Source organism: Streptomyces spirodelae, assembly GCF_017676385.1.
GTDB lineage: Bacteria > Actinomycetota > Actinomycetes > Streptomycetales > Streptomycetaceae > Streptomyces > Streptomyces spirodelae.
Genome location: NZ_JAFFZN010000033.1, coordinates 67,029 through 86,362 on the forward strand (window position 1 = coordinate 67,029; position 19,334 = coordinate 86,362).

Below are 19,334 nucleotides of genomic sequence, written 5' to 3' on the forward strand. Positions count from 1 at the left end.
GTAGCATCATCTATGGAACTACCGACAAGTACGAGCGAGCCACTACGGAGCCGTCGCCATGGGGCATTACAAGTCGAATCTCCGCGACATCGAGTTCAACCTTTTCGAGGTGCTCGGGCGCGACACGGTGTACGGCACCGGACCGTTCGCGGAGATGGACGTCGAGACCGCCAAGAACGTGCTGTCCGAGATCGCGCGGCTGGCCGAGAACGAGCTGGCCGCCTCCTTCGAGGACGGTGACCGCAACCCGCCGGTCTTCGACCCGGAGAGCAACACCGCACCGGTGCCGGACTCCTTCAAGAAGAGCTACCAGGCGTACATGGACGCCGAGTGGTGGCGGCTGGGCATCCCGGAGGAGATCGGCGGCACGACGGCGCCGCGCTCGCTGCTGTGGGGCTTCGCCGAGACGATCCTGGGCTCCAACCCGGCCGTGTGGATGTACGCCTCAGGGCCGGCCTTCGCGGGCGTCCTGCACGAGGAGGGCACCGAGGAGCAGCGCAAGATCGCGCAGCTGATGGCCGAGAAGCAGTGGGGCTCCACCATGGTGCTCACCGAGCCGGACGCCGGCTCGGACGTGGGTGCCGGGCGTACCAAGGCCACCCAGCAGGACGACGGCAGCTGGCACATCGAGGGCGTGAAGCGCTTCATCACCTCGGGTGAGCACGACATGTCCGAGAACATCGTGCACTTCGTCCTCGCCCGCCCCGAGGGCCACGGCCCGGGCACCAAGGGCCTGTCGCTGTTCATCGTGCCCAAGTACGACTTCGACTGGGAGACCGGCGAGCTGGGCGAGCGCAACGGCGTCTACGCCACCAACGTCGAGCACAAGATGGGCCTGAAGGTCTCCAACACCTGCGAGATGACCTTCGGCGCCAACCAGCCCGCCAAGGGCTGGCTGCTGGGCGAGAAGCACGACGGCATCCGGCAGATGTTCAAGATCATCGAGTTCGCCCGGATGATGGTCGGCACCAAGGCCATCGCCACCCTGTCCACCGGCTACCTCAACGCGCTGGAGTACGCCAAGGAGCGGGTGCAGGGCGCCGACCTGGCGCAGTTCACCGACAAGACCGCGCCGCGCGTCACCATCACCCACCACCCGGACGTACGCCGCGCCCTGCTGACGCAGAAGGCGTACGCGGAGGGCATGCGCTCCCTCGTTCTGTACACCGCCGCGGTGCAGGACGAGATCCTGCTCAAGGAGCACAACGGCGAGGACGCCGACGCCGCGCGCCGCCTCAACGACCTGCTGCTGCCGATCGTGAAGGGCTACGGCTCGGAGAAGTCGTACGAGCAGCTCGCGCAGTCCCTGCAGACCCTGGGCGGCTCCGGCTATCTGCAGGAGTACCCGATCGAGCAGTACATCCGGGACGCCAAGATCGACACCCTCTACGAGGGCACCACCGCGATCCAGGGCCAGGACTTCTTCTTCCGTAAGGTCGTCCGCGACCAGGGCCAGGCCCTCACCGCGCTCTCCGAGGAGATCAAGAAGTTCCTCGCCGACGCGCAGGGCGGCGAGGAGCTGGCCGACTCCCGGGACCAGCTCGCCAAGGCCGCCGGCGAGCTGGAGGCCATCGTCGGCACCATGCTCACCGACCTGGCCGCCACCGAGAAGGACGTCAAGTCCATCTACAAGGTGGGCCTGAACACCACCCGCTTCCTGATGGCCGCCGGTGACGTCGTCATCGGCTACCTGCTGCTGCGCGGTGCGGCCGTGGCCGCTGAGAAGCTGGCGGGGGCCTCCGCGAAGGATGTGCCCTTCTACCAGGGCAAGATCGCTGCGGCGAAGTTCTTCGCGGCGAACGTGCTGCCGCAGGTCGCCGTCCAGCGTGAGCTGGCCGACGCGGTGGATCTGTCGGTCATGGAGCTGGACGAGAACGCGTTCTGATTCAGCAGGCCACCCCGCCTGGGGCCCGCCAGCACAGCACAGAGCAGTTCCCCGCGCCCCGCGAGGGGCGCGGGGAACTGCTCCCCCAGCCTCCGGCCGGGAGGTGCCCCCACAGCCACAAACAACCCGCAGACCGCAGGCGGCGGAAGGGGCAGCCCGTACCGCCGAAACACCGCGGGGTGCCCCGTAAGGTAAGGCCATGAGCATTGGCACGCCGTTCGACCGCAGCCACACCGACGGTCTCATGTCCTTCCTCGCCGCGAGCCCGTCCCCCTACCACGCGGTGGCGAACGCGGCCGCGCGGCTGGAGAAGGCCGGCTTCCGGCAGGTCCTGGAGACGGAGAGCTGGGACGCGGCTCCGGGCGGCAAGTACGTCCTGCGCGGCGGCGCGCTCATCGCGTGGTACGTCCCCGAGAACGCCACGCCCGCCACCCCGTTCCGGATCGTCGGCGCCCACACCGACTCGCCCAATCTGCGCGTCAAGCCCGTACCCGACACCGGCGCGCACGGCTGGCGGCAGGTGGCCGTGGAGATCTACGGCGGTGCCCTCCTCAACACCTGGCTCGACCGCGACCTCGGTCTCAGCGGCAGGCTGACGCTCCGCGACCGCTCCACCCACCTGGTGAACGTGGACCGCGCCGTGCTGCGCGTACCGCAGCTCGCCATCCACCTCGACCGGCAGGTCAACGAGGGCCTCAAGCTGAACAGGCAGCGCCATATGACCCCGGTCTGGGGGCTCGGCGAGTCGCGCGAGGGCGATCTGCTGCGCTTCCTCGCCGAGGAGAGCGGACTGCCCGCCGAGGAGATCACCGGCTGGGATCTGATGGCGCACAGCGTCGAAGCCCCCTCCTACCTCGGCCGTGACCGTGAACTCGTCGCCGGGCCGCGGATGGACAACCTGCTCTCGGTGCACGCGGGCGTCGCCGCGCTGACCGCCGTGGCACTGGACCAGGCCGAGCCCGGCACCATCCCGGTGCTGGCCGCCTTCGACCACGAGGAGAACGGCAGCCAGTCCGACACCGGCGCCGAGGGTCCGCTGCTGGGCTCGGTGCTGGAACGTTCGGTCTTCGCGCGGGGCGGCTCCTACGAGGACCGGGCGCGGGCCTGGGCGGGCACCGTCTGCCTCTCCTCCGACACCGGCCACGCCGTGCACCCCAACTACCCCGAGCGGCACGAGCCGGGCCACCACCCGCTGCCCAACGGCGGCCCGATCCTCAAGGTCAACGTCAACCAGCGCTACTCCACCGACGGCAGCGGCCGCGTGCTGTTCGCCGCGGCGTGTGAGAGGGCCGGTGTGCCCTGGCAGAGCTTCGTCTCCAACAACGACGTGCCCTGCGGCACCACCATCGGCCCCATCACCGCCGCGCGGCACGGGATCACCACCGTCGACATCGGTGTGGCGATCCTGTCCATGCACTCCGCGCGGGAGCTGTGCGGCGCCGACGACCCCTGGCTGCTGGCCAACTGCCTCACCGCGTTCCTGGACGGGTGAGGGACTGGCGACTTCCGCGCCGGTTGCCGATTACGCCCTGATTGCCGCCCTTTGAGGGGGGTACCCGCGCTCGGTAAGCGAACGGCTCGCCCCACAGAGCCGGTTCGGCTCAACCGAGCTTGGAGGCATCACTCATGGGCATCATCATCTGCATCGGCATGATGGCCGTGGGGGCGATTCTGACGCTGGCCGTCAACCTCGACGTCAGCGGGATCAACATCGATCTGATGGGCGTCATCCTGCTGATCGTCGGCACGATCGGGCTGTGCACCTACATCAGCATCCTCAAGCGCCGCCGCGTCGAACCCCCGTCCCCGGGCGCACCGGTGGTCGAGGAGTACAACAGGCACCACATCGAGTGAGCCGGCGCTTCCGCCGCTCCCCGGGCCCGGCCCGGGCCTCAGCCCTCGGCGCCCTCGGCCCCCTCGGCCGGCCCAGCCAGCACCAGCGGCAGCCGGTCGGTGCCGTCCGGGCTCAGCCGGACCGGAACTCCCCAGTCCTGCTGGTGCATATGACAGGCCGGGTACTCCCCCTCCTCGTCACAGGAGGCGGCCATCGCCGAGACGTGCAGCACGCCCTCGGTGCCTGCCGCACCGCTCAGCATCAGTTCGCGGTGCAGGTCGGTACCGGTCCCCTCGCCCGCCGCGAGCAGGCCCGGCGGGGTCGAGCTGACCACCAGCCGGGTGGCGGGGCCGTAGCGCTCATCGAGCTTCTGCCCGGGCGGCGGCCGGAAGACGACATCGAGCCGGAGCATGCCCGCCGCGACCTCGGTGGCCGCACGTTGCGTACGGTGCGCGACGGCCTCCACCCGTACGGCGTCCTCGGGCAGCCGGAGCCTGGTCAGCCGGTGCCGCGCCGACTCGACGACGACGATCTCGGGAGTGCCCTCGGAGTCGCCGGGGACCAGCACGGCGTCCGACGGCTCGCGCAGATCCGTGGCCAGCGTGCTGACCTCGCCCACCTCACCGGTGGCCGGGTCGTAGCGGCGCAGCGCGTGGTTGTAGGTGTCGCAGACCGCGACCGACCCGTCGGGCAGCGCGGTGACGCCCAGCGGATGCTGGAAGAGGGCCTGCGCTGCCGGGCCGTCCCGGTGACCGAAGTCGAACAGGCCGGTGCCGACCGCCGTACGCACGGCGAACCCGTCCCCCGCACGCTCCACCCAGCGCAGGGCGCTGGTCTCCGAGTCGGCCACCCACAGCCTGCCGCCGTCGGCGGCGACGGCGAGCCCGGACGGCTGCGCGAACCACGCCTCGGCGGCCGGGCCGTCCACCAGCCCCTCGTTCGTCGTCCCCGCCGCTGCTGCGACGGTCCCCGTCTCCGGGTCGTATGTCCACAACTGGTGCACCCCGGCCATCGCGATCCACACGCGTCCCGCGAACCACGCCACGTCCCAGGGTGAGGAGAGCGCCACCTGGCGCGCCGGGCCTTCCGTGGGCGCCCCCTGCCACCACTGTGCACCGGTTCCCGCGACGGTCCGCACCTCGCCGGTGGCCGGATCGAGGCGGCGCAGCGCGTGGTTGACGGTGTCGGCGACCAGCACATCGCCGTCCGGCAGCAGCGCCAGGCCCTGCGGCTCGTTGAACCGCGCCACGTCCGCCGCGCCGTCGGCCAGCCCGCGCTCGCCGTCGCCGATCCGCCGCAGCACGGTCTCGCCGTCGGCGGCCAGCTCCACGAGCTGGTGCCGCGTGGTGTCCGAGACCAGGAAGCCACCGGCAGGCAGCGCCAGCGCCTTCCCCGGGAACCGCAGATCACCGGCGACAGGCTCCGGCGGGGTGAACGGCGCCTCGCCCCGCCGCAGCGTCCCCTTCGCCTCGTGCTCGGCCTCCAACTGGCCGACGAGCTTCTCGATCGCGTGCACATGCCCTTCCCCGGCGTGCTGCGCGACCACATACCCCTCCGGGTCGATCACCACCAGCGTCGGCCAGGCCCGCACCGCGTACTGCTTCCAGGTGGTCAGCTCGGGATCGTCCAGCACCGGGTGCGCCACCCCGTACCGCTCCACCGCGTCCACCACGGCGGCGTGCTCCGCCTCGTGCACGAACTTCGGCGAGTGCACCCCGATCACCACGACCGTGTCCCGGTGCCGCTCCTCCAGCTCCCGCAACTCGTCGATGACATGCAGACAGTTGATGCAGCAGAAGGTCCAGAAGTCGAGCACCACGATCCGGCCCCGGAGAGCGGCGAGGCCGAGCTCTTCGCCACCGGTGTTGATCCAGGACCGTCCGTGCAGCTCAGGGGCGCGGACACGGGCACGAGAGGTCATACCGACAAGGGTGCCACCCCCGCGGACGGCTCGGCGCACCCGGGCCTTGCAGCACCCGGGCCTTACAGCACCCGGTCCTTACAGCACCCGGTCCTTGAGCACGGGGAAGGTCTCGCGGACCTTGTCCACCTGGGAGACGTCCAGGTCGGCGGTGACGACGGTCTCCGCGTTGTCCTCGGACTGCGCAAGGATCTCGCCCCAGGGGTCGATGATCGCGCTGCGCCCGGCCTGCGCGACACCGGCGTGGCTGCCCGCCGTACCGCAGGCCAGCACGAAGCACTGGTTCTCCACGGCGCGGGTCCGGGCGAACAGCGTCCAGTGCCCGGCGCGCTTGGCGGGCCAGCCGGCCGGGACGACCAGCACGCGGGCGCCCTCGGGCTCCGCGTCCACCAGGGCGCGGAAGAGTTCGGGGAAGCGCAGGTCGTAGCAGGTGGCCAGGCCGAGGGTGGCCTGCGGGTGCGGCACGGTGACGGGGGTGGTGCCGGCGGCCAGCAAGGTGGCCTCGCCCCGGTCGAAGCCGAAGCGGTGGATCTTGCGGTAGGTGGCGACCAGTTCGCCACTGGGGGAGAAGACCAGCGAGGTGTTGTAGAGGGCCCCGGCCTCGTGACCCTTCTCGACGACGGAGCCCGCGTGCAGCCATACGCCCGCGTCCCGTGCGGCGGCCGACATGGCCAGCGCCGTCGGCCCGGTGGCCGGATCCGCCTCCTCGGCCTCGGTGGCGAAGCGCTCGAACGCGAAGGCACCGACGGTCCACAGCTCGGGCAGCACGACCAGGTCGGCACCTGCTTGGTCACGGACGAGGGAAGCGACCCGTTCCCGGCGGGAATCCACCGACTCGTGAGGGTCCACCTGAATCTGCAGAAGAGAAGCGCGCACCGTACCACCGTCCATGCGATCGAGGGGGTCGATTGGGCCTAGCATCGTCCCAAAAGCACTGCCGGGGTGCCCGGGCGCAGCGTAACTTGAGAGCACCCAGCATCAGCACCCTGCCCTGTCCAGCCCGCGAACGAACCGCAACGCCGAGGGGTCCCGTGACCGACCACCCAAGCCTTCAGCCCTACGTTGACGCCTGGACGCAGTCCATGGAAGCGATATCCGAGCTGGTCACTCCGCTTGTGGAAGGGGAGTGGAACGGGCGGACCGAGTGCCCGGGGTGGTCGGTCCGCGATGTGGTCTCCCACATCATCGGCATGGAGTGTGAGCTGCTGGGGGACCCCAGGCCCATCCACTCCCTCCCGCGCGACATCTACCACGTCCGGGACGAGGTCAGCCGCCATATGGAAGTGCAGGTGGATGTGCGGCGCCACCACACCGGGCCGGAGATGACCAGCGAGTTCGAGTACACGCTCATCCGCCGCTCGCGGCAGCTGCGGAACGAGAAGCGGGGCCCCGAGGACGAGGTCAACAGCGTCCTGCCGTTCGGCCCCCGCAAGCTGCCGCTGGAGCGGCAGCTGATGCTGCGCGCCTTCGATGTCTGGGTGCACGAGCAGGATCTGCGCCGCGCCCTGGACAAGCCGGGGAACCTGGATTCCCCGGGCGCGTTCGTGGCACGCGATGTGTTCCTCGCCGGCCTGCCGAAGGTCGTCGCCAAGGACGCGGGGGCGCCGCCCAACTGCGCGGTGGTCTTCGATGTGAGCGGCCCGGTCGAGTTCATGCGGACGGTACGGGTGGACCAGGCGGGCAACGGCACCGTGGACGGCAGCGTCTCACTGGGCCCCGCCGCCACCCTCGCGATGGACTGGGAGACCTACTCCCGGCTCGCCGCGGGCCGCGTACGGCCGGAGGCCGTCGCGGAGCACGTGAAGATCGACGGAGACGCCGATCTGGCCGCCGCCATCTTGAGGCACTTCTCGACGACGCCCTGAGGGTGACGCTGTGACGGGGGCTGCGCCCGTCAGGGGCGCGGGGAACTGCGCGCGCAACCGAAGCCCACCCGCGGTCCGCAACGGCGGGACAGGGGCAGCCCCCTCCCGGCGTCGTCGGCCTACACCGGAACGTGCACGGCCTCAACCCTGCTGGCCACGATCCGTTCGCGCTCACGTCGCACGGCGCGCCCCCGCAGCCGTGCGAACTGCACCAGGCCCAGGGCCTGGAGGACGAAGACGACGGCGAAGGCGATCCGGAAGTTGCCGCCGGTCAGATCGAGCAGCACACCGACGGCGAACAGCGTCGTCATCGAAGCGGTGAAGCCGCCTATGTTGACGATGCCGGAGGCCGTACCGTGGCGCTCGGGCGGGTTGGCGGGGCGGGAGAAGTCGAAACCGATCATCGAGCCCGGCCCGCACGCGCCGAGTACGACGCACAGCAGTATCAGCAGCCACATCGGCGCGTGCCCCGGCCAGGCGAGAGTCGCCGCCCAGGCGAGCGCGGTGGCGGCCACCGTGCCGAGCACCAGCGGGGTACGTGCCGTGTGGTGCCGGGCGATGACCTGCCCGTACACCAGACCGCAGCACATGTTGGAGACCACCACGAGGGTGAGCAGCTCCCCCGCCGTCCCCTTGTCCAGGCCCTGGGCCTCGACCAGGAACGGCATGCCCCACAGCAGCAGGAAGACCATGCCGGGGAACTGGCAGGTGAAGTGCACCCACATGCCGGCCCGGGTGCCCGGCTCCCGCCAGGCGGCGCCGATCTGCCGCCGGATGTAGCCGGAGCCGCCCGAGCCTGACCCGCCGTCGCCGCCCTTGGGCACGGCCGGGGGCTCGTACCCCTCCGGGTGGTCGCGCAGGAAGAAGGCGACCAGCAGCAGGATGACCAGCCCGCCCGCCGCGCTCCCGGCGAAGGTCGGGGTCCAGCCGAACGCCTCCAGGACCCGGGCGAGCACCAGCGTGGTGACGAGGTTCCCCGACATCCCGATCAGCGCGGCGATCTGCGCGATCACCGGCCCCCGGCGCACGGGGAACCAGCGCGAGCCCAGCCGCAGTACGGCGATGAACGTCATCGCGTCGCCGCAGCCGAGCAGCGCGCGGAAGGCCAGCGCCGTGCCGTACGAGGAGGAGAGCGCGAAGCCGAACTGGCCGGCGGTGAACAGCAGGATGCCCAGCATCAGGACCCGGCGCGTACCCCACCGGTCCACCAGCAGGCCCACGGGTATCTGCATCCCCGCGTACACCAACAGTTGGAGGATGGAGAAGCTGGAGAGCGCGGAGGCGTTGATGTCGAAGCGGTGCGCGGCGTCGATGCCCGCGACGCCGAGACTGGTGCGGAAGGTGATGGCGACGAAGTAGACCGCGACGCCGATTCCCCACACCCACACCGCACGAGGGCCGCCCGGCGGGTCGCCGGGCAGCCGGACATCGGTGGACGGCGACGTGGTCATCGCGGATCACCGAGCCGGTGGATGTCCCGGATCTCCTCACCGCGCACCAGGTGACGTACGCGGCTCACATGCTGGTACACCGCCTGCGCCGCCGCCTCGCTGTTCCCTTCGCGCAGGGTGCGCAGGATGTCGGTGTGCTCGGTGATGTTCTTCGCGACCCGGTCCGGGTGCGCGTGCATCACGGCGACGCCCATCCGCAGCTGGCGGTCCCTCAGCTGGTCGTAGAGGCGGGTGAGGATCTGATTCCCGGTGGCCTCGACGATGGTGGCGTGGAAACAGCGGTCGGCCGCCGAGACGGCGGCCAGGTCGCCCGCCTCCGCGTGCGCGATCTGCTCGGCCAGCGTCTCCTCCAGCCGGTCGACCAGCGCCTGCGTCACGGGGACCGCGCGGCGGACCGCGTGCTGCTCGACCAGCAGCCGGGTCTCCACGACGTCCTCGATCTCCTGCGCGGAGACCGGCAGCACCAGGGCGCCCTTCTTCGGGTACAGCCTGATCAGGCCCTCGACCTCCAGCCGGAGCAGCCCCTCACGCACGGGGGTGCGCGAGACGCCCACCGCCTCGGCGAGCTCACCTTCGGTCAGGAGCAGGCCGCCTTCGTACCGCCGCTCCAGCACCGCCTGCTTGACGTGCGCGTACACGCGCTCCGCGGCGGGCGGCTGCCGGCTTTCCTTTTGTGCGGGCCTGGCCGACGCGGGAGAAGTCATGCGCACAGCATAGATACAACACGTATGCGCGATGGACGGCTTCCGCGATGTGGACGGGGCGGCGTTGCTGGTGAGGGGTGCGGGGGGGACATCCCGCACCCCTCAGGGTCTCAGCCCCAGGTCATCAGGCGCTTGGGGCGCTCCAGTACGGCCGCGATGTCGGCCAGCACCTTGGAGCCGAGTTCGCCGTCGACCAGGCGGTGGTCGAAGGAGAGCGCCAGCGTGGTGACGTGCCGCGGCTTGACCTTGCCCTTGTGCACCCAGGGCTGTTCACGGATCTGCCCGAAGGCCAGAATCGCGGACTCGCCGGGGTTCAGGAGCGGCGTGCCGGTGTCCACACCGAAGACGCCGACGTTGGTGATCGTCACCGTGCCCCCGGCCATCGCTGCCGGACTGGTCTTCCCCTCGCGCGCCGTGGCGACCAGCTCACCGAGAGCGGACGCCAGTTCGGGCAGGGTCTTGTCCTGCGCGTCCTTGATGTTCGGAACGATCAGCCCGCGCGGAGTGGCGGCCGCGATGCCCAGGTTGACGTAGTGCTTGCGCACGATCTCCTGGCGCTCCTCGTCCCAGGAGGCGTTGACCTCCGGGTTGCGCCGGATGGCCAGCAGGAACGCCTTGGCGACGAACAGCAGCGGGTTGACCCGCACCCCCGCCATGTCCGGGTCCTGCTTGAGTTCCTGGACGAGCTTCATCGTCCGGGTGACGTCCACGGTCACGAACTCGGTGACATGCGGCGCGGTGAACGCGCTGTTCACCATCGCCTGCGCCGTGGCCTTGCGGACACCCTTGATGGGGACACGGGTCTCCCGGGCACCGGGCGCGGCGGGCTGTGCCGACGGTTCCTGAGGCGCGGCCGCCGGTTCGGCAGCGGCGGCCGCGGTCTCCGGCGTCGGCCGGGAGGTGGGTGCCGCCGCCGCGTGCACGTCCTCGCGGGTGATGATCCCGTCAGGACCGGTGGGGGTGACGGCGGTCAGATCGACCCCGAGGTCCTTGGCGAGCTTACGCACCGGCGGCTTGGCCAGCGGGCGCGCCGCGCCATGGCCGTTGCTGCCCGGCTCCGGAGCGACGGGCTCCGCGGCGGGAGCGGGAGCCGGCGCCTCGGTGGCGGCAGGCCCCGCGGCTGCGGCCGGCACCGGCTTGCGCGGGCGCCGCTTGGTGGAGCTGGTGCCGACGCCGTAGCCGACCAGCACGGGCTGCCGCCCCTCCGGCTCGGCCTCGGCCTCGGCCTCTCCCTGTGTGGCCGCCTCCCCGGCGACCTCGGCCGCGGCGGAGGCACCGGTCTCCATCGCGGGCTGGGCCGCCGAGGCGTCACCGGCGCCGGTACCGGAGGCAGGCCCGCCGGTGTCCACGGTGATGATCGGGGTGCCGACATCGACCGTCGTGCCCTCGTCGAAGCGCAGTTCGCTCACCACACCGGTGAAGGGGATGGGCAGCTCGACGGCGGCCTTGGCCGTCTCCACCTCGCAGACGACCTGCCCGTCGGTGACGGTGTCACCTGGCTGTACGTACCACTTGAGGATCTCGGCTTCCGTCAGTCCCTCGCCGACGTCGGGCATCTTGAACTCACGGATACCTGCGGCCGTCGGTGAAGTCTGTCCGCTGTTGGTCATCGTCACGGCTCTCCCTCAGTACGCCAGCGCGCGGTCGACGGCATCGAGCACCCGGTCCAGGTTCGGCAGGTACTCGTCCTCCAGCCGGGCCGGTGGGTACGGCGCGTGGAAACCGCCGACACGCAGCACCGGTGCTTCCAGATGGTAGAAGCACCGCTCGGTGATGCGCGCCGCGATCTCGGCTCCGGTGCCGAGAAAGACCGGGGCCTCGTGGACGAGCACCAGGCGGCGGGTCTTCTCGACGGAGCGCTGCAGGGTGTCGAAGTCGATCGGGGACATCGACCGCACGTCCACGACCTCCAGCGAGTTGCCCTCCTCCTCGGCGGCGGCAGCCGCCTCCAGGCAGACCTTCACCATCGGCCCGTACGCGGCGAGCGTCAGCCCGCTGCCCTGGCGGGCGATCTTCGCGGAGTGCAGCGGGGCCGGGATGGCGGAAGGATCGACCTCGCCCTTGTCCCAGTAGCGCCGCTTCGGCTCGAAGAAGATCACCGGGTCGTCGCTCTCGATGGCCTGCTGCATCATCCAGTAGGCGTCGGCCGCGTTCGACGGTGAGACGCACTTGAGCCCGGCGACGTGCGCGAACAGCGCCTCCGGGGACTCGCTGTGGTGTTCGACGGCGCCGATGCCGCCACCGTAGGGAATCCGGATGACGACCGGGAGCTTGATCTTGCCCAGCGCACGCGCGTGCATCTTGGCGAGCTGGGTGACGATCTGGTCGTAGGCGGGGAAGACGAAGCCGTCGAACTGGATCTCGACCACGGGCCGGTAGCCGCGCAGCGCCAGCCCGATCGCCGTACCGACGATGCCGGACTCGGCCAGCGGGGTATCGATGACCCGGTCCTCGCCGAAGTCCTTCTGCAGCCCGTCGGTGACCCGGAAGACGCCGCCGAGCTTGCCCACGTCCTCGCCCATGACCAGGACCTTGGGGTCGTTCTCCATCGCCGTGCGCAGCGAGAGGTTGATCGCCTTGGCGACCGGAAGCTTCTGGACAGCCATGATCAGTTGACCTCCACCGCGGCGGAGCCGCTGTCGGACTCGGTCGCGAACGACGCCTGGTACTCGGCGAACTGGGCGCGCTCCTCGTCCACCAGCGCGTGCCCGTCCGCGTAGGCGTTCTCGAAGATCGCCATGGTGTCGGGGTCGGGCATCGTACGGATCGCCTCGCGCACGTGCCGGCCCATCGCCTCGCTCTCCTCCTCGATGCGGGCGAAGAACGCGTCGTCGGCCAGCTCCTCGTTCTCCAGATAGCTGCGCAGCCGCTGGATCGGGTCCTTGGCCTCCCACGCGGCGCGCTCCTCGTCGGTGCGGTAGCGCGTGGGGTCGTCGGAGGTGGTGTGGGCACCCATCCGGTAGGTGAACGCCTCGATCAGCATGGGGCCCTCGCCCGAGCGGGCCCGCTCGACCGCGGCCTTGGTCACCGCGAGGCAGGCCAGCACGTCGTTGCCGTCCACCCGGACGCCGGGGAAGCCGAAGCCCTGGGCGCGCTGGTAGATCGGCACCCGGGACTGGCGCTCGGTGGGCTCGGAGATGGCCCACTGGTTGTTCTGGCAGAAGAAGACGACCGGCGCGTTGTAGACGGCCGAGAACGTGAACGCCTCGGCGACGTCGCCCTGGCTGGAGGCGCCGTCACCGAAGTAGGCGATCACCGCCGAGTCGGCGCCGTCCTTGGCCACGCCCATCGCGTACCCGGTGGCGTGCAGCACCTGGGAGCCGATGACGATCGTGTAGAGGTGGAAGTTGTTGCTGTTGGGGTCCCAGCCGCCGTTGTTCACCCCGCGGAACATGCCCAGCAGCATCGTGGGGTCCACATCGCGGCACCAGGCGACACCGTGCTCGCGGTAGGTGGGGAAGACGTAGTCGTCCGGGTGCAGCGCGCGGCCCGAACCGATCTGCGCCGCCTCCTGGCCGAGCAGCGACGCCCACAGACCCAGCTCTCCCTGGCGCTGGAGCGCGGTGGCCTCGGCGTCGAAGCGCCGGGTCAGCACCATGTCGCGGTAGAGCCCCTGGATCTCCTCGGCGCTCAGGTCGACGTCGTACTCCGGATGGGTGACGCGCTCGCCCTCGGGCGTCAGCAGCTGGACCAGCTCGGGCTCGGCGCTTCCTGAGCCGTTGGCACCAGCCGTCGCGGACGCCTTGGACTCGGTGCCGGCCGCCCGCGTACGGGTCCTGGCCGCCGTTCCGGCCGGGGCCTTGGCTGCGCTCCCGCTCTTCGCCGGGGCTTTGGCTGCGCTCCCGCTCTTCGCCGGGGCCTTCGAGGCGGCCTTCGCCGTGCTCTTGGCTGCGGGCTTCGCTGCGCTTTTGGCTGCGGGCTTCCGGGCGCCCTTGGCGGGGGTCTTGGCCGGGGCCTTCCCCTCGGACTTCGCAGCGGACTTACGGGGCTTTCCCTGCGCGGACGCGCCCTCGGGGGTCTCGGCGCCGCCGTTCTCGGCTGCCTTGCCGCCCGTGGCGGCCTGGGTGGCGCGCTTTCCTCCGGTGCCGCTGCGGCGCGCGGCGCTCCGCGCGGCAGTGCTCTCCACGGTCACGTGTGCTCCTCCGTCTGTCCGGCCCCCGGGATTGCCGGTGACCTGGGGCTCCCCCGCCCACTGGCGGGGGGAGGCTCGCCCGGTCCCGTGCGGCGCACGGGGTGGGAGCGTCGCGGTCGGCACCGGGTGGTGACTGCTGTCCCGGTCGCGGCCCGCTGTCCCGACCCCGGTCGGGACGCCCCAGCCATGGCTGGCATCTCCATAGACGCACGAGGCGGCCCTGACCTGCAACTTTGCTCGGAAATCCAAGTAAGAACGAGGAAGTCCGAGCAGTTGTGCACCAAGTCGGGACATCACTGGTCACGGCCTCGCGAGCCGCGGACATCCGCACGGTAACCCGGGGCGCGGGAGCCCGGGAAGAGTGAAGGGGGGATCAATATGTGAGACTGGACAGGTGCCCGAAAACGGACGAACGCGGGTATACCTGGTCGACGATCACGAGATCGTCCGCCGGGGCGTACGCGACATGCTCGCGGCCGACAGCGGCGTGGAGATCACCGGCGAGGCGGGAACGGCGGCCGACGCGCTCAGCGGGATCGCCGAGGCACGGCCCGATGTCGCCATTCTGGACGTACGGCTTCCGGACGGCAGCGGCATCGAGGTCTGCCGCGAGGTGCGCTCCCGGGACGAGTCGATCCGCTGTCTGATGCTCACCTCCTACGCGGACGACGAGGCGCTGCTGGCCTCGGTGGTGGCCGGCGCCTCCGGATATGTGCTCAAGGGCCTGAGCGGCAGCGAGCTGGTGCAAGCCGTGCACGCCGTGGCAGCGGGCGCCTCGCTGCTGGACCCGGGCGCCACCCGGCGCGTACTGGACCGGCTGCACGGCGGGGGCAGCGCCGCGGGACGGGACGACCGGCTGGCCGCGCTCACCGCGCAGGAACGCGCGATCCTGGAGCTGATCGGGGAAGGGCTGACCAACCGGGCCATCGGCGAGCGCCTCCACCTCGCGGAGAAGACCGTCAAGAACTACGTCTCAGGGCTGCTGGCCAAGCTCGGTATGGAGCGCCGCTCCCAGGCCGCCGCCTACATCGCCCGCATCCGCACCTCCGGGCACTGACACCGCCGCGGCCTCGGATCGGCGTCCGGTCGGCGTCGGGTCGGCGTCGGGCCGGCCTCGGATCGGCCTCGGATCGGCCTCGGATCGGCCTCGCGGAAAGCCGACTCGGGTCGCCCCCCGGAGGAACCGGCATCGGCCTGCACCTCAGTCGCAGAACGCGGCCCGTGCGTCAGTCGCAGAACGCGGCCCGCACCGCCTCGTAGTGGCCGCTCCACCACACCACCAGCGCTGCCGCCGCCGGGAACTGCGGGTCGGCGCGTACATCGCGCAACTGGTAGCGCCAGCGCAGCATCCAGAAGTCGTTCAGCCGCTCCCACCAAACCCGGTGCACGGCGGCGGCCAGCTCCTCGCGGGAAGCGCCCGCGCCGCCCCGGTAGGCCCGCGCGAAGGCCCGCACCTTGCGCAGGTCGAGCGTGCCGCCGGGGCGCAGGAAGAAGATCGCCGCGCCGCGCACCGCCTCCTCGGCCCTGGGGTGCACCCCCAGCCGGTCCCAGTCCAGGATCGCCACCGGCCGGGGGTTGCGTCCGGTGGGCGCGTAGAGCAGGTTGAGCGGGTGGAAGTCCCCGTGCACCCAGCCGGTGAACCGGGCGGGTACGGCGGCGGGCCGCTGGTCCGCGTAGCGGCGCAGCAGCTCCCGGCGCTCGGTGAGCCGGTGCTCGGCCAGCTCGTCGAAGCTGTCCCGGCGGCCACGGGCCCTGATCCGCTCCAGCAGCGCCCCGATCTCGTCGTACGTCGCCGCCGGATCGGCGCTCTCATGGCTGGTGCGCGGCGCCCGTGGCAGGGCGCGGGCCAGCCGGACGTGCACCCGGCCCAGCAGCGCGCCCAGCACCTGCGACTGGGCCACGGTCAGCTCGCTGCCGTGCCGGTGCGTGCCCTCGATCCACGGGTGCAGCGCGAAGCAGCGCCTGCCGGCGACGGCGACGGTACGGACCCGGGCACCCGTCGCCGCCGCCCGCACCACCGGAACCACCGGCACGACGGGCAGTCCCAGCGCTGCGAGCCGCGCTGTGGCGCGGTGCTGGCGTTCGATGCGGCCGAGCGAGCCCGGGCCGTCGAGGTGGTGTTTGAGGAAGTAGCAGCCGTGTGTGGTCGTCAGGCGGTAGCCGCGGTTGAGCAGTCCGTGCGAGACCGGCGTACAGGAGAGGGGCTCCCCGACACCGTCGTACTGCCGCAACAGGGAGTGGAGCGTGCGCTCCGTGAGGGCGGGGGAAGACGGCTGCACGGCCGCATCGTAGAGCCCTCCGAGGGCCCGGCGCCGCCTCGTCAACCCCATGTGGACAACGCGTCAACCCCGGACTGACGCACGGCGGGGCAGGCTCCGATCCCCGGGCGGGGGCCTGAGCCTGCCCTCCGGGGGGGGCGCGGGGCCTACTCCTCGGTACCGCTGTTGGTGCCGGTGTCGCCCGACCCGCCGTTGCCGCCCTGGCTGTCGCCCCCGGCGTTGTCGCCATCGGAAGGCGGCGACTGGCTGTTGGTCGGCTTGCCGCCGTCGCCGCCGTCGCCCGACCCGCCGTCGTTGCCGCCGCCCTCCGTCTGGCTCGGGTCGCCGGTCTCCGAGGGCTGCGTCTGGCTCGGCTGCGTCTGGCTCGGATACGACTGCGAGGGCCGGTCGCTCGGCGTCCAGTCGCCGGTGCCGTCCGAGGTGCCCGGTTGCTCCTGCTCGGTCTCCGTGGGAGTGGCCGACGGCTCCTTGGAGGGCTTGTTCTTCTCCGACTGGGACGTGCTCGGCTTGGTGTTGTCGGGCTTGTCGCCCTTGCCGTTGTTGGCGCTGAGCGCGTAGAAGATGCCGCCCGCTATGGCGATCACCGCGAGAAAGGCGACCAGCGCGTACCGTACGCCCTTGCCGCCACCGCCACCGCGACCGCGACCGCCGCTGCCGCCGCGCCGGGGCCCGCCGTCGAAGCCGCCGTCGTCGTCCCGGGGGCCGGCCAGCAGCGGAGCGCCCATCTGCGAGGTGTCCGAGTGCGAGGGGTGCGGCCGCGCACCCGCCCCCGCGACGCCCATGACCTGTGTCGAGCCCCCGGTGTGCGCCGCCGGACCGGTGTTCCACAGGCCGCCGGTGTGGCTTCCCTGCTCATGCAGCATCTGCAGCGCGTACTGCGTCAGCCCGCGCATCTCCTCGGCCGACTGGAACCGGTCGTCCGGGTCCTTGGCCAGCGCCCGCATCACCAGGCCGTCCAGCTCCGGCGGCACCGCGTCCGAGACCTCGGACGGCAGCACCGGGTCGTCCTGGACGTGCTGGTAGACGACCGACAGCGGCGTCTCTCCGGTGAACGGGGGACGCCGGGTCAGCAGTTCGTACAGCAGACAGCCGGTGGCGTACAGATCGGAGCGGGTGTCGACGGTCTTGCCGAGCGCCTGCTCGGGGGAGAGGTACTGCGGGGTGCCCATCACCATGCCGGTCTGCGTCATGGTGTTGGAGGCGCCATGCATGGCGCGGGCGATGCCGAAGTCCATCACCTTGACCGCGCCGTCCCGCGTGATGATCACGTTGGCGGGCTTGATGTCGCGGTGCACGATGCCGTGCTGGTGGCTGTAGGCCAGCGCGTCCAGCACCCCGGAGACGATGACCAGCGCCTGGTCCGGCGGCGGTGCGTCGGCGTTGAGCAGCAGATCGCGGATCGTGCTGCCCTCGACCAGCTCCATCACCATGTACGGAGTGACGTTGCCGCCGATGAACTCCTCGCCGGAGTCGTAGACCGCGACGACGGAGTGGTGGTTGAGGCCCGCGACGGACTGCGCCTCGCGCGTGAAGCGCGCCTTGGAGATGGGGTCCTCGGCCAGGTCCGAGCGCATCAGCTTGACCGCGACCGTACGACCGAGGCGCAGGTCCTCGGCGCCGAACACCTCGGCCATGCCACCACGGCCGAGGCGGTGCGTCAGGCGGTACCTGCCGTCACCTACCAGGCCGTTGTTGCCCCACAATTCCGGCGAATCGGGCAGGGAGCCGCCGCCCGTCGCGTCGGGGTCCGAAGGGCCCCCGGCGGCTTGCGTCTGTGCCATCAGTCCTCGCCGTCGATTCGAATCCGCGGGCTTGCGCGCGGTGGATACTCCCCCCAAGGAGGCTACAGGCACGCGGGGGGTGGAATGGGTGGGACGGAATACCGAAGCCAAGGAGTGGTCATCCAACAAGCTGAGAGGCGCCCCCGCAAGTCGGTCTCAAGAACGTCACAACAACCCCTCACGGCCGCCCCCGCGCCCTCTCCGCCGCAGCCCCGCGACATCCCTCGCGCACACCCTGCGCGCACCCTGAGCACAGCCGCTGAGCGGCACCCTCTACGCTCGTGGAACCGTCCGGGGCACCGCTCGCGAAGGGCGTATGCGCATTCGGTCACGGAACGGGCAACGAACTTGACGTGACCGAACCCCCGGGCAAACTTGGGCCAGTATCAGGGTCAAGGATCACTCAACGTACCTGCACGGGGGCAGCGCCGCCGAGGGGGAAGCAGTCAGATGAGCGACGACGGCGCACAGGCGGCCGGCAACTACTTGGGCCGCATGGTCGGCGGGGGGCGTTTCCAGCTCCGTTCACTGCTCGGCGCCGGCGGGATGGCCTCCGTCTATCTCGCCTACGACTCCGTGCTCGACCGGCAGGTCGCGGTCAAGACGCTGCACACCGAACTCGGCCGGGAACAGTCCTTCCGCGAGCGGTTCCGCCGCGAGGCGCAGTCCGTCGCCAAGCTGACGCACACCAACATCGTCTCCGTCTTCGACTCCGGTGAGGACGAGATCGACGGCGCCCTGGTGCCGTACATCGTCATGGAGTACGTCGAGGGCAAGCCGCTGCGCACCGTACTGGACGAGGACATCGCCCAGTACGGCGCGATGCCGGCCGACAAGGCGCTGAAGATCACCGGCGATGTGCTGGCGGCCCTCGAGGTCAGCCACGAGATGGGCCTCGTGCACCGGGACATCAAGCCCGGAAACGTGATGCTCACCAAGCGTGGCGTGGTCAAGGTCATGGACTTCGGCATCGCGCGCGCCATGCAGTCCGGTGTGACATCCATGACACAGACCGGCATGGTCGTCGGCACCCCGCAGTACCTCTCGCCGGAACAGGCCCTCGGCCGCGGCGTGGACGCCCGCTCCGACCTGTACTCGGTCGGCATCATGCTCTTCGAGCTGCTCACCGGGCGGCTGCCGTTCGACGCCGACTCCCCGCTGGCCATCGCCTACGCGCACGTCCAGGAGGAGCCGCCCACGCCCTCCTCCATCAACCAGTCCATCCCCCCGGCGGTGGACGCGCTGGTCGCCCGCACCCTGAAGAAGAACCCCAACGAGCGCTTCCCGTCGGCCGAAGCGATGCACGACGAGTGCACCCGCATCGGCGGCTCCGGCGTCGCGGCCGGGGCCTCGCCCATCATCATCAGCGGCGGTCCGCCCGCCAACAGCGGCGCCGGCGTGGGCCAGGCCGTCTTCCCGCCGGTCGACGCGGGCTCCCAGCCGCAGCAGGGCGGGGTGCAGACGCCGTACCAGCCGCAGGGG

General features: G+C 71.1%; 15 protein-coding genes. 6 read left to right on the forward strand and 9 right to left on the reverse strand.

Annotated elements, in window-relative coordinates; translation table 11 throughout:
• Positions 1-58 precede the first annotated feature (58 nt).
• The 3 genes from JW592_RS28345 (at position 59) to JW592_RS28355 (ending at position 3,739) form a co-directional block, all read left to right on the forward strand.
• Entirely contained in the window at positions 59-1,885 is a 1,827-nt protein-coding gene (locus tag JW592_RS28345; protein WP_209268094.1) for an acyl-CoA dehydrogenase, read from the forward strand.
• Between the two features lie 199 nt (positions 1,886-2,084).
• Positions 2,085-3,377 carry a M18 family aminopeptidase gene (locus JW592_RS28350; protein WP_209268095.1) on the forward strand — a complete coding sequence of 431 codons (1,293 nt, stop codon included), beginning with the start codon at positions 2,085-2,087 and terminating at the stop codon, positions 3,375-3,377.
• 134 nt (positions 3,378-3,511) lie between these two features.
• Positions 3,512-3,739, forward strand: coding sequence for a hypothetical protein (locus JW592_RS28355; protein WP_209268096.1), 228 nt, complete (start codon positions 3,512-3,514; stop codon positions 3,737-3,739).
• 38 nt (positions 3,740-3,777) lie between these two features.
• Here the strand turns inward: JW592_RS28355 and JW592_RS28360 are convergent, their stop codons facing one another.
• Together JW592_RS28360 and JW592_RS28365 are read right to left on the reverse strand one after the other, a co-directional pair.
• The gene (locus JW592_RS28360; RefSeq protein ID WP_209268097.1) at positions 3,778-5,640 is read right to left on the reverse strand and encodes an NHL domain-containing thioredoxin family protein; all 1,863 of its coding nucleotides are present in this window, start codon (positions 5,638-5,640) and stop codon (positions 3,778-3,780) included.
• Positions 5,641-5,718: 78 nt separating this feature from the next.
• Positions 5,719-6,516, reverse strand: a complete 798-nt coding sequence (locus tag JW592_RS28365) for a carbon-nitrogen family hydrolase (protein ID WP_209268098.1) — start codon at positions 6,514-6,516, stop codon at positions 5,719-5,721.
• 155 nt (positions 6,517-6,671) lie between these two features.
• Between JW592_RS28365 and JW592_RS28370 the strand changes: the two genes are divergently transcribed.
• The gene (locus JW592_RS28370; protein ID WP_209268099.1) at positions 6,672-7,505 is read left to right on the forward strand and encodes a maleylpyruvate isomerase family mycothiol-dependent enzyme; all 834 of its coding nucleotides are present in this window, start codon (positions 6,672-6,674) and stop codon (positions 7,503-7,505) included.
• Positions 7,506-7,624: 119 nt separating this feature from the next.
• Here the strand turns inward: JW592_RS28370 and JW592_RS28375 are convergent, their stop codons facing one another.
• From JW592_RS28375 to pdhA, 5 genes are all read right to left on the reverse strand, one after another.
• On the reverse strand, positions 7,625-8,956 hold the full coding sequence (locus tag JW592_RS28375; protein ID WP_209268100.1) for an MFS transporter: 1,332 nt from the start codon (positions 8,954-8,956) through the stop codon (positions 7,625-7,627).
• Positions 8,953-9,660: a GntR family transcriptional regulator gene (locus JW592_RS28380; protein WP_209268101.1), complete on the reverse strand. Its 708-nt coding sequence runs from the start codon at positions 9,658-9,660 to the stop codon at positions 8,953-8,955. Before JW592_RS28380 ends, JW592_RS28375 begins: the two co-directional genes overlap by 4 nt.
• A 110-nt stretch (positions 9,661-9,770) precedes the next feature.
• Positions 9,771-11,270 (reverse strand): dihydrolipoamide acetyltransferase family protein, encoded by a 1,500-nt coding sequence (locus tag JW592_RS28385; RefSeq protein ID WP_209268102.1) that lies wholly within the window; start codon positions 11,268-11,270, stop codon positions 9,771-9,773.
• 15 nt (positions 11,271-11,285) lie between these two features.
• Positions 11,286-12,266: an alpha-ketoacid dehydrogenase subunit beta gene (locus tag JW592_RS28390; RefSeq protein WP_209268103.1), complete on the reverse strand. Its 981-nt coding sequence runs from the start codon at positions 12,264-12,266 to the stop codon at positions 11,286-11,288.
• Between the two features lie 2 nt (positions 12,267-12,268).
• Positions 12,269-13,792, reverse strand: a complete 1,524-nt coding sequence (gene pdhA / locus JW592_RS28395) for a pyruvate dehydrogenase (acetyl-transferring) E1 component subunit alpha (RefSeq protein WP_209268104.1) — start codon at positions 13,790-13,792, stop codon at positions 12,269-12,271.
• Between the two features lie 394 nt (positions 13,793-14,186).
• Here pdhA and JW592_RS28400 point away from each other — a divergent pair, with 394 nt between their 5' ends.
• Positions 14,187-14,849, forward strand: coding sequence for a response regulator (locus JW592_RS28400; RefSeq protein ID WP_209268105.1), 663 nt, complete (start codon positions 14,187-14,189; stop codon positions 14,847-14,849).
• A gap of 169 nt (positions 14,850-15,018) precedes the next feature.
• Here the strand turns inward: JW592_RS28400 and JW592_RS28405 are convergent, their stop codons facing one another.
• Both JW592_RS28405 and JW592_RS28410 read right to left on the reverse strand, forming a co-directional pair.
• Positions 15,019-16,071, reverse strand: a complete 1,053-nt coding sequence (locus JW592_RS28405; RefSeq protein ID WP_307805578.1) for a phosphotransferase — start codon at positions 16,069-16,071, stop codon at positions 15,019-15,021.
• Positions 16,072-16,217: 146 nt separating this feature from the next.
• Positions 16,218-17,852, reverse strand: a complete 1,635-nt coding sequence (locus JW592_RS28410) for a protein kinase domain-containing protein (RefSeq protein ID WP_209268107.1) — start codon at positions 17,850-17,852, stop codon at positions 16,218-16,220.
• Positions 17,853-18,302: 450 nt separating this feature from the next.
• Here JW592_RS28410 and JW592_RS28415 point away from each other — a divergent pair.
• Positions 18,303-19,334: protein kinase domain-containing protein (locus JW592_RS28415; protein WP_209268108.1), on the forward strand; the 1,032-nt coding region annotated here is incomplete at its 3' end.

Excerpts from the sequence above, each read along its gene's own strand:
- JW592_RS28355 (WP_209268096.1), top strand. The coding sequence starts at position 3,512 with ATGGGCATCATCATCTGCATCGGCATGATGGCCGTGGGGGCGATTCTG.
- JW592_RS28410 (WP_209268107.1), bottom strand. The coding sequence starts at position 17,852 with ATGGCACAGACGCAAGCCGCCGGGGGCCCTTCGGACCCCGACGCGACG.
- JW592_RS28375 (WP_209268100.1), bottom strand. The coding sequence starts at position 8,956 with ATGACCACGTCGCCGTCCACCGATGTCCGGCTGCCCGGCGACCCGCCG.
- JW592_RS28345 (WP_209268094.1), top strand. The coding sequence starts at position 59 with ATGGGGCATTACAAGTCGAATCTCCGCGACATCGAGTTCAACCTTTTC.
- JW592_RS28385 (WP_209268102.1), bottom strand. The coding sequence starts at position 11,270 with ATGACCAACAGCGGACAGACTTCACCGACGGCCGCAGGTATCCGTGAG.
- JW592_RS28390 (WP_209268103.1), bottom strand. The coding sequence starts at position 12,266 with ATGGCTGTCCAGAAGCTTCCGGTCGCCAAGGCGATCAACCTCTCGCTG.
- JW592_RS28380 (WP_209268101.1), bottom strand. The coding sequence starts at position 9,660 with ATGACTTCTCCCGCGTCGGCCAGGCCCGCACAAAAGGAAAGCCGGCAG.
- JW592_RS28350 (WP_209268095.1), top strand. The coding sequence starts at position 2,085 with ATGAGCATTGGCACGCCGTTCGACCGCAGCCACACCGACGGTCTCATG.
- JW592_RS28360 (WP_209268097.1), bottom strand. The coding sequence starts at position 5,640 with ATGACCTCTCGTGCCCGTGTCCGCGCCCCTGAGCTGCACGGACGGTCC.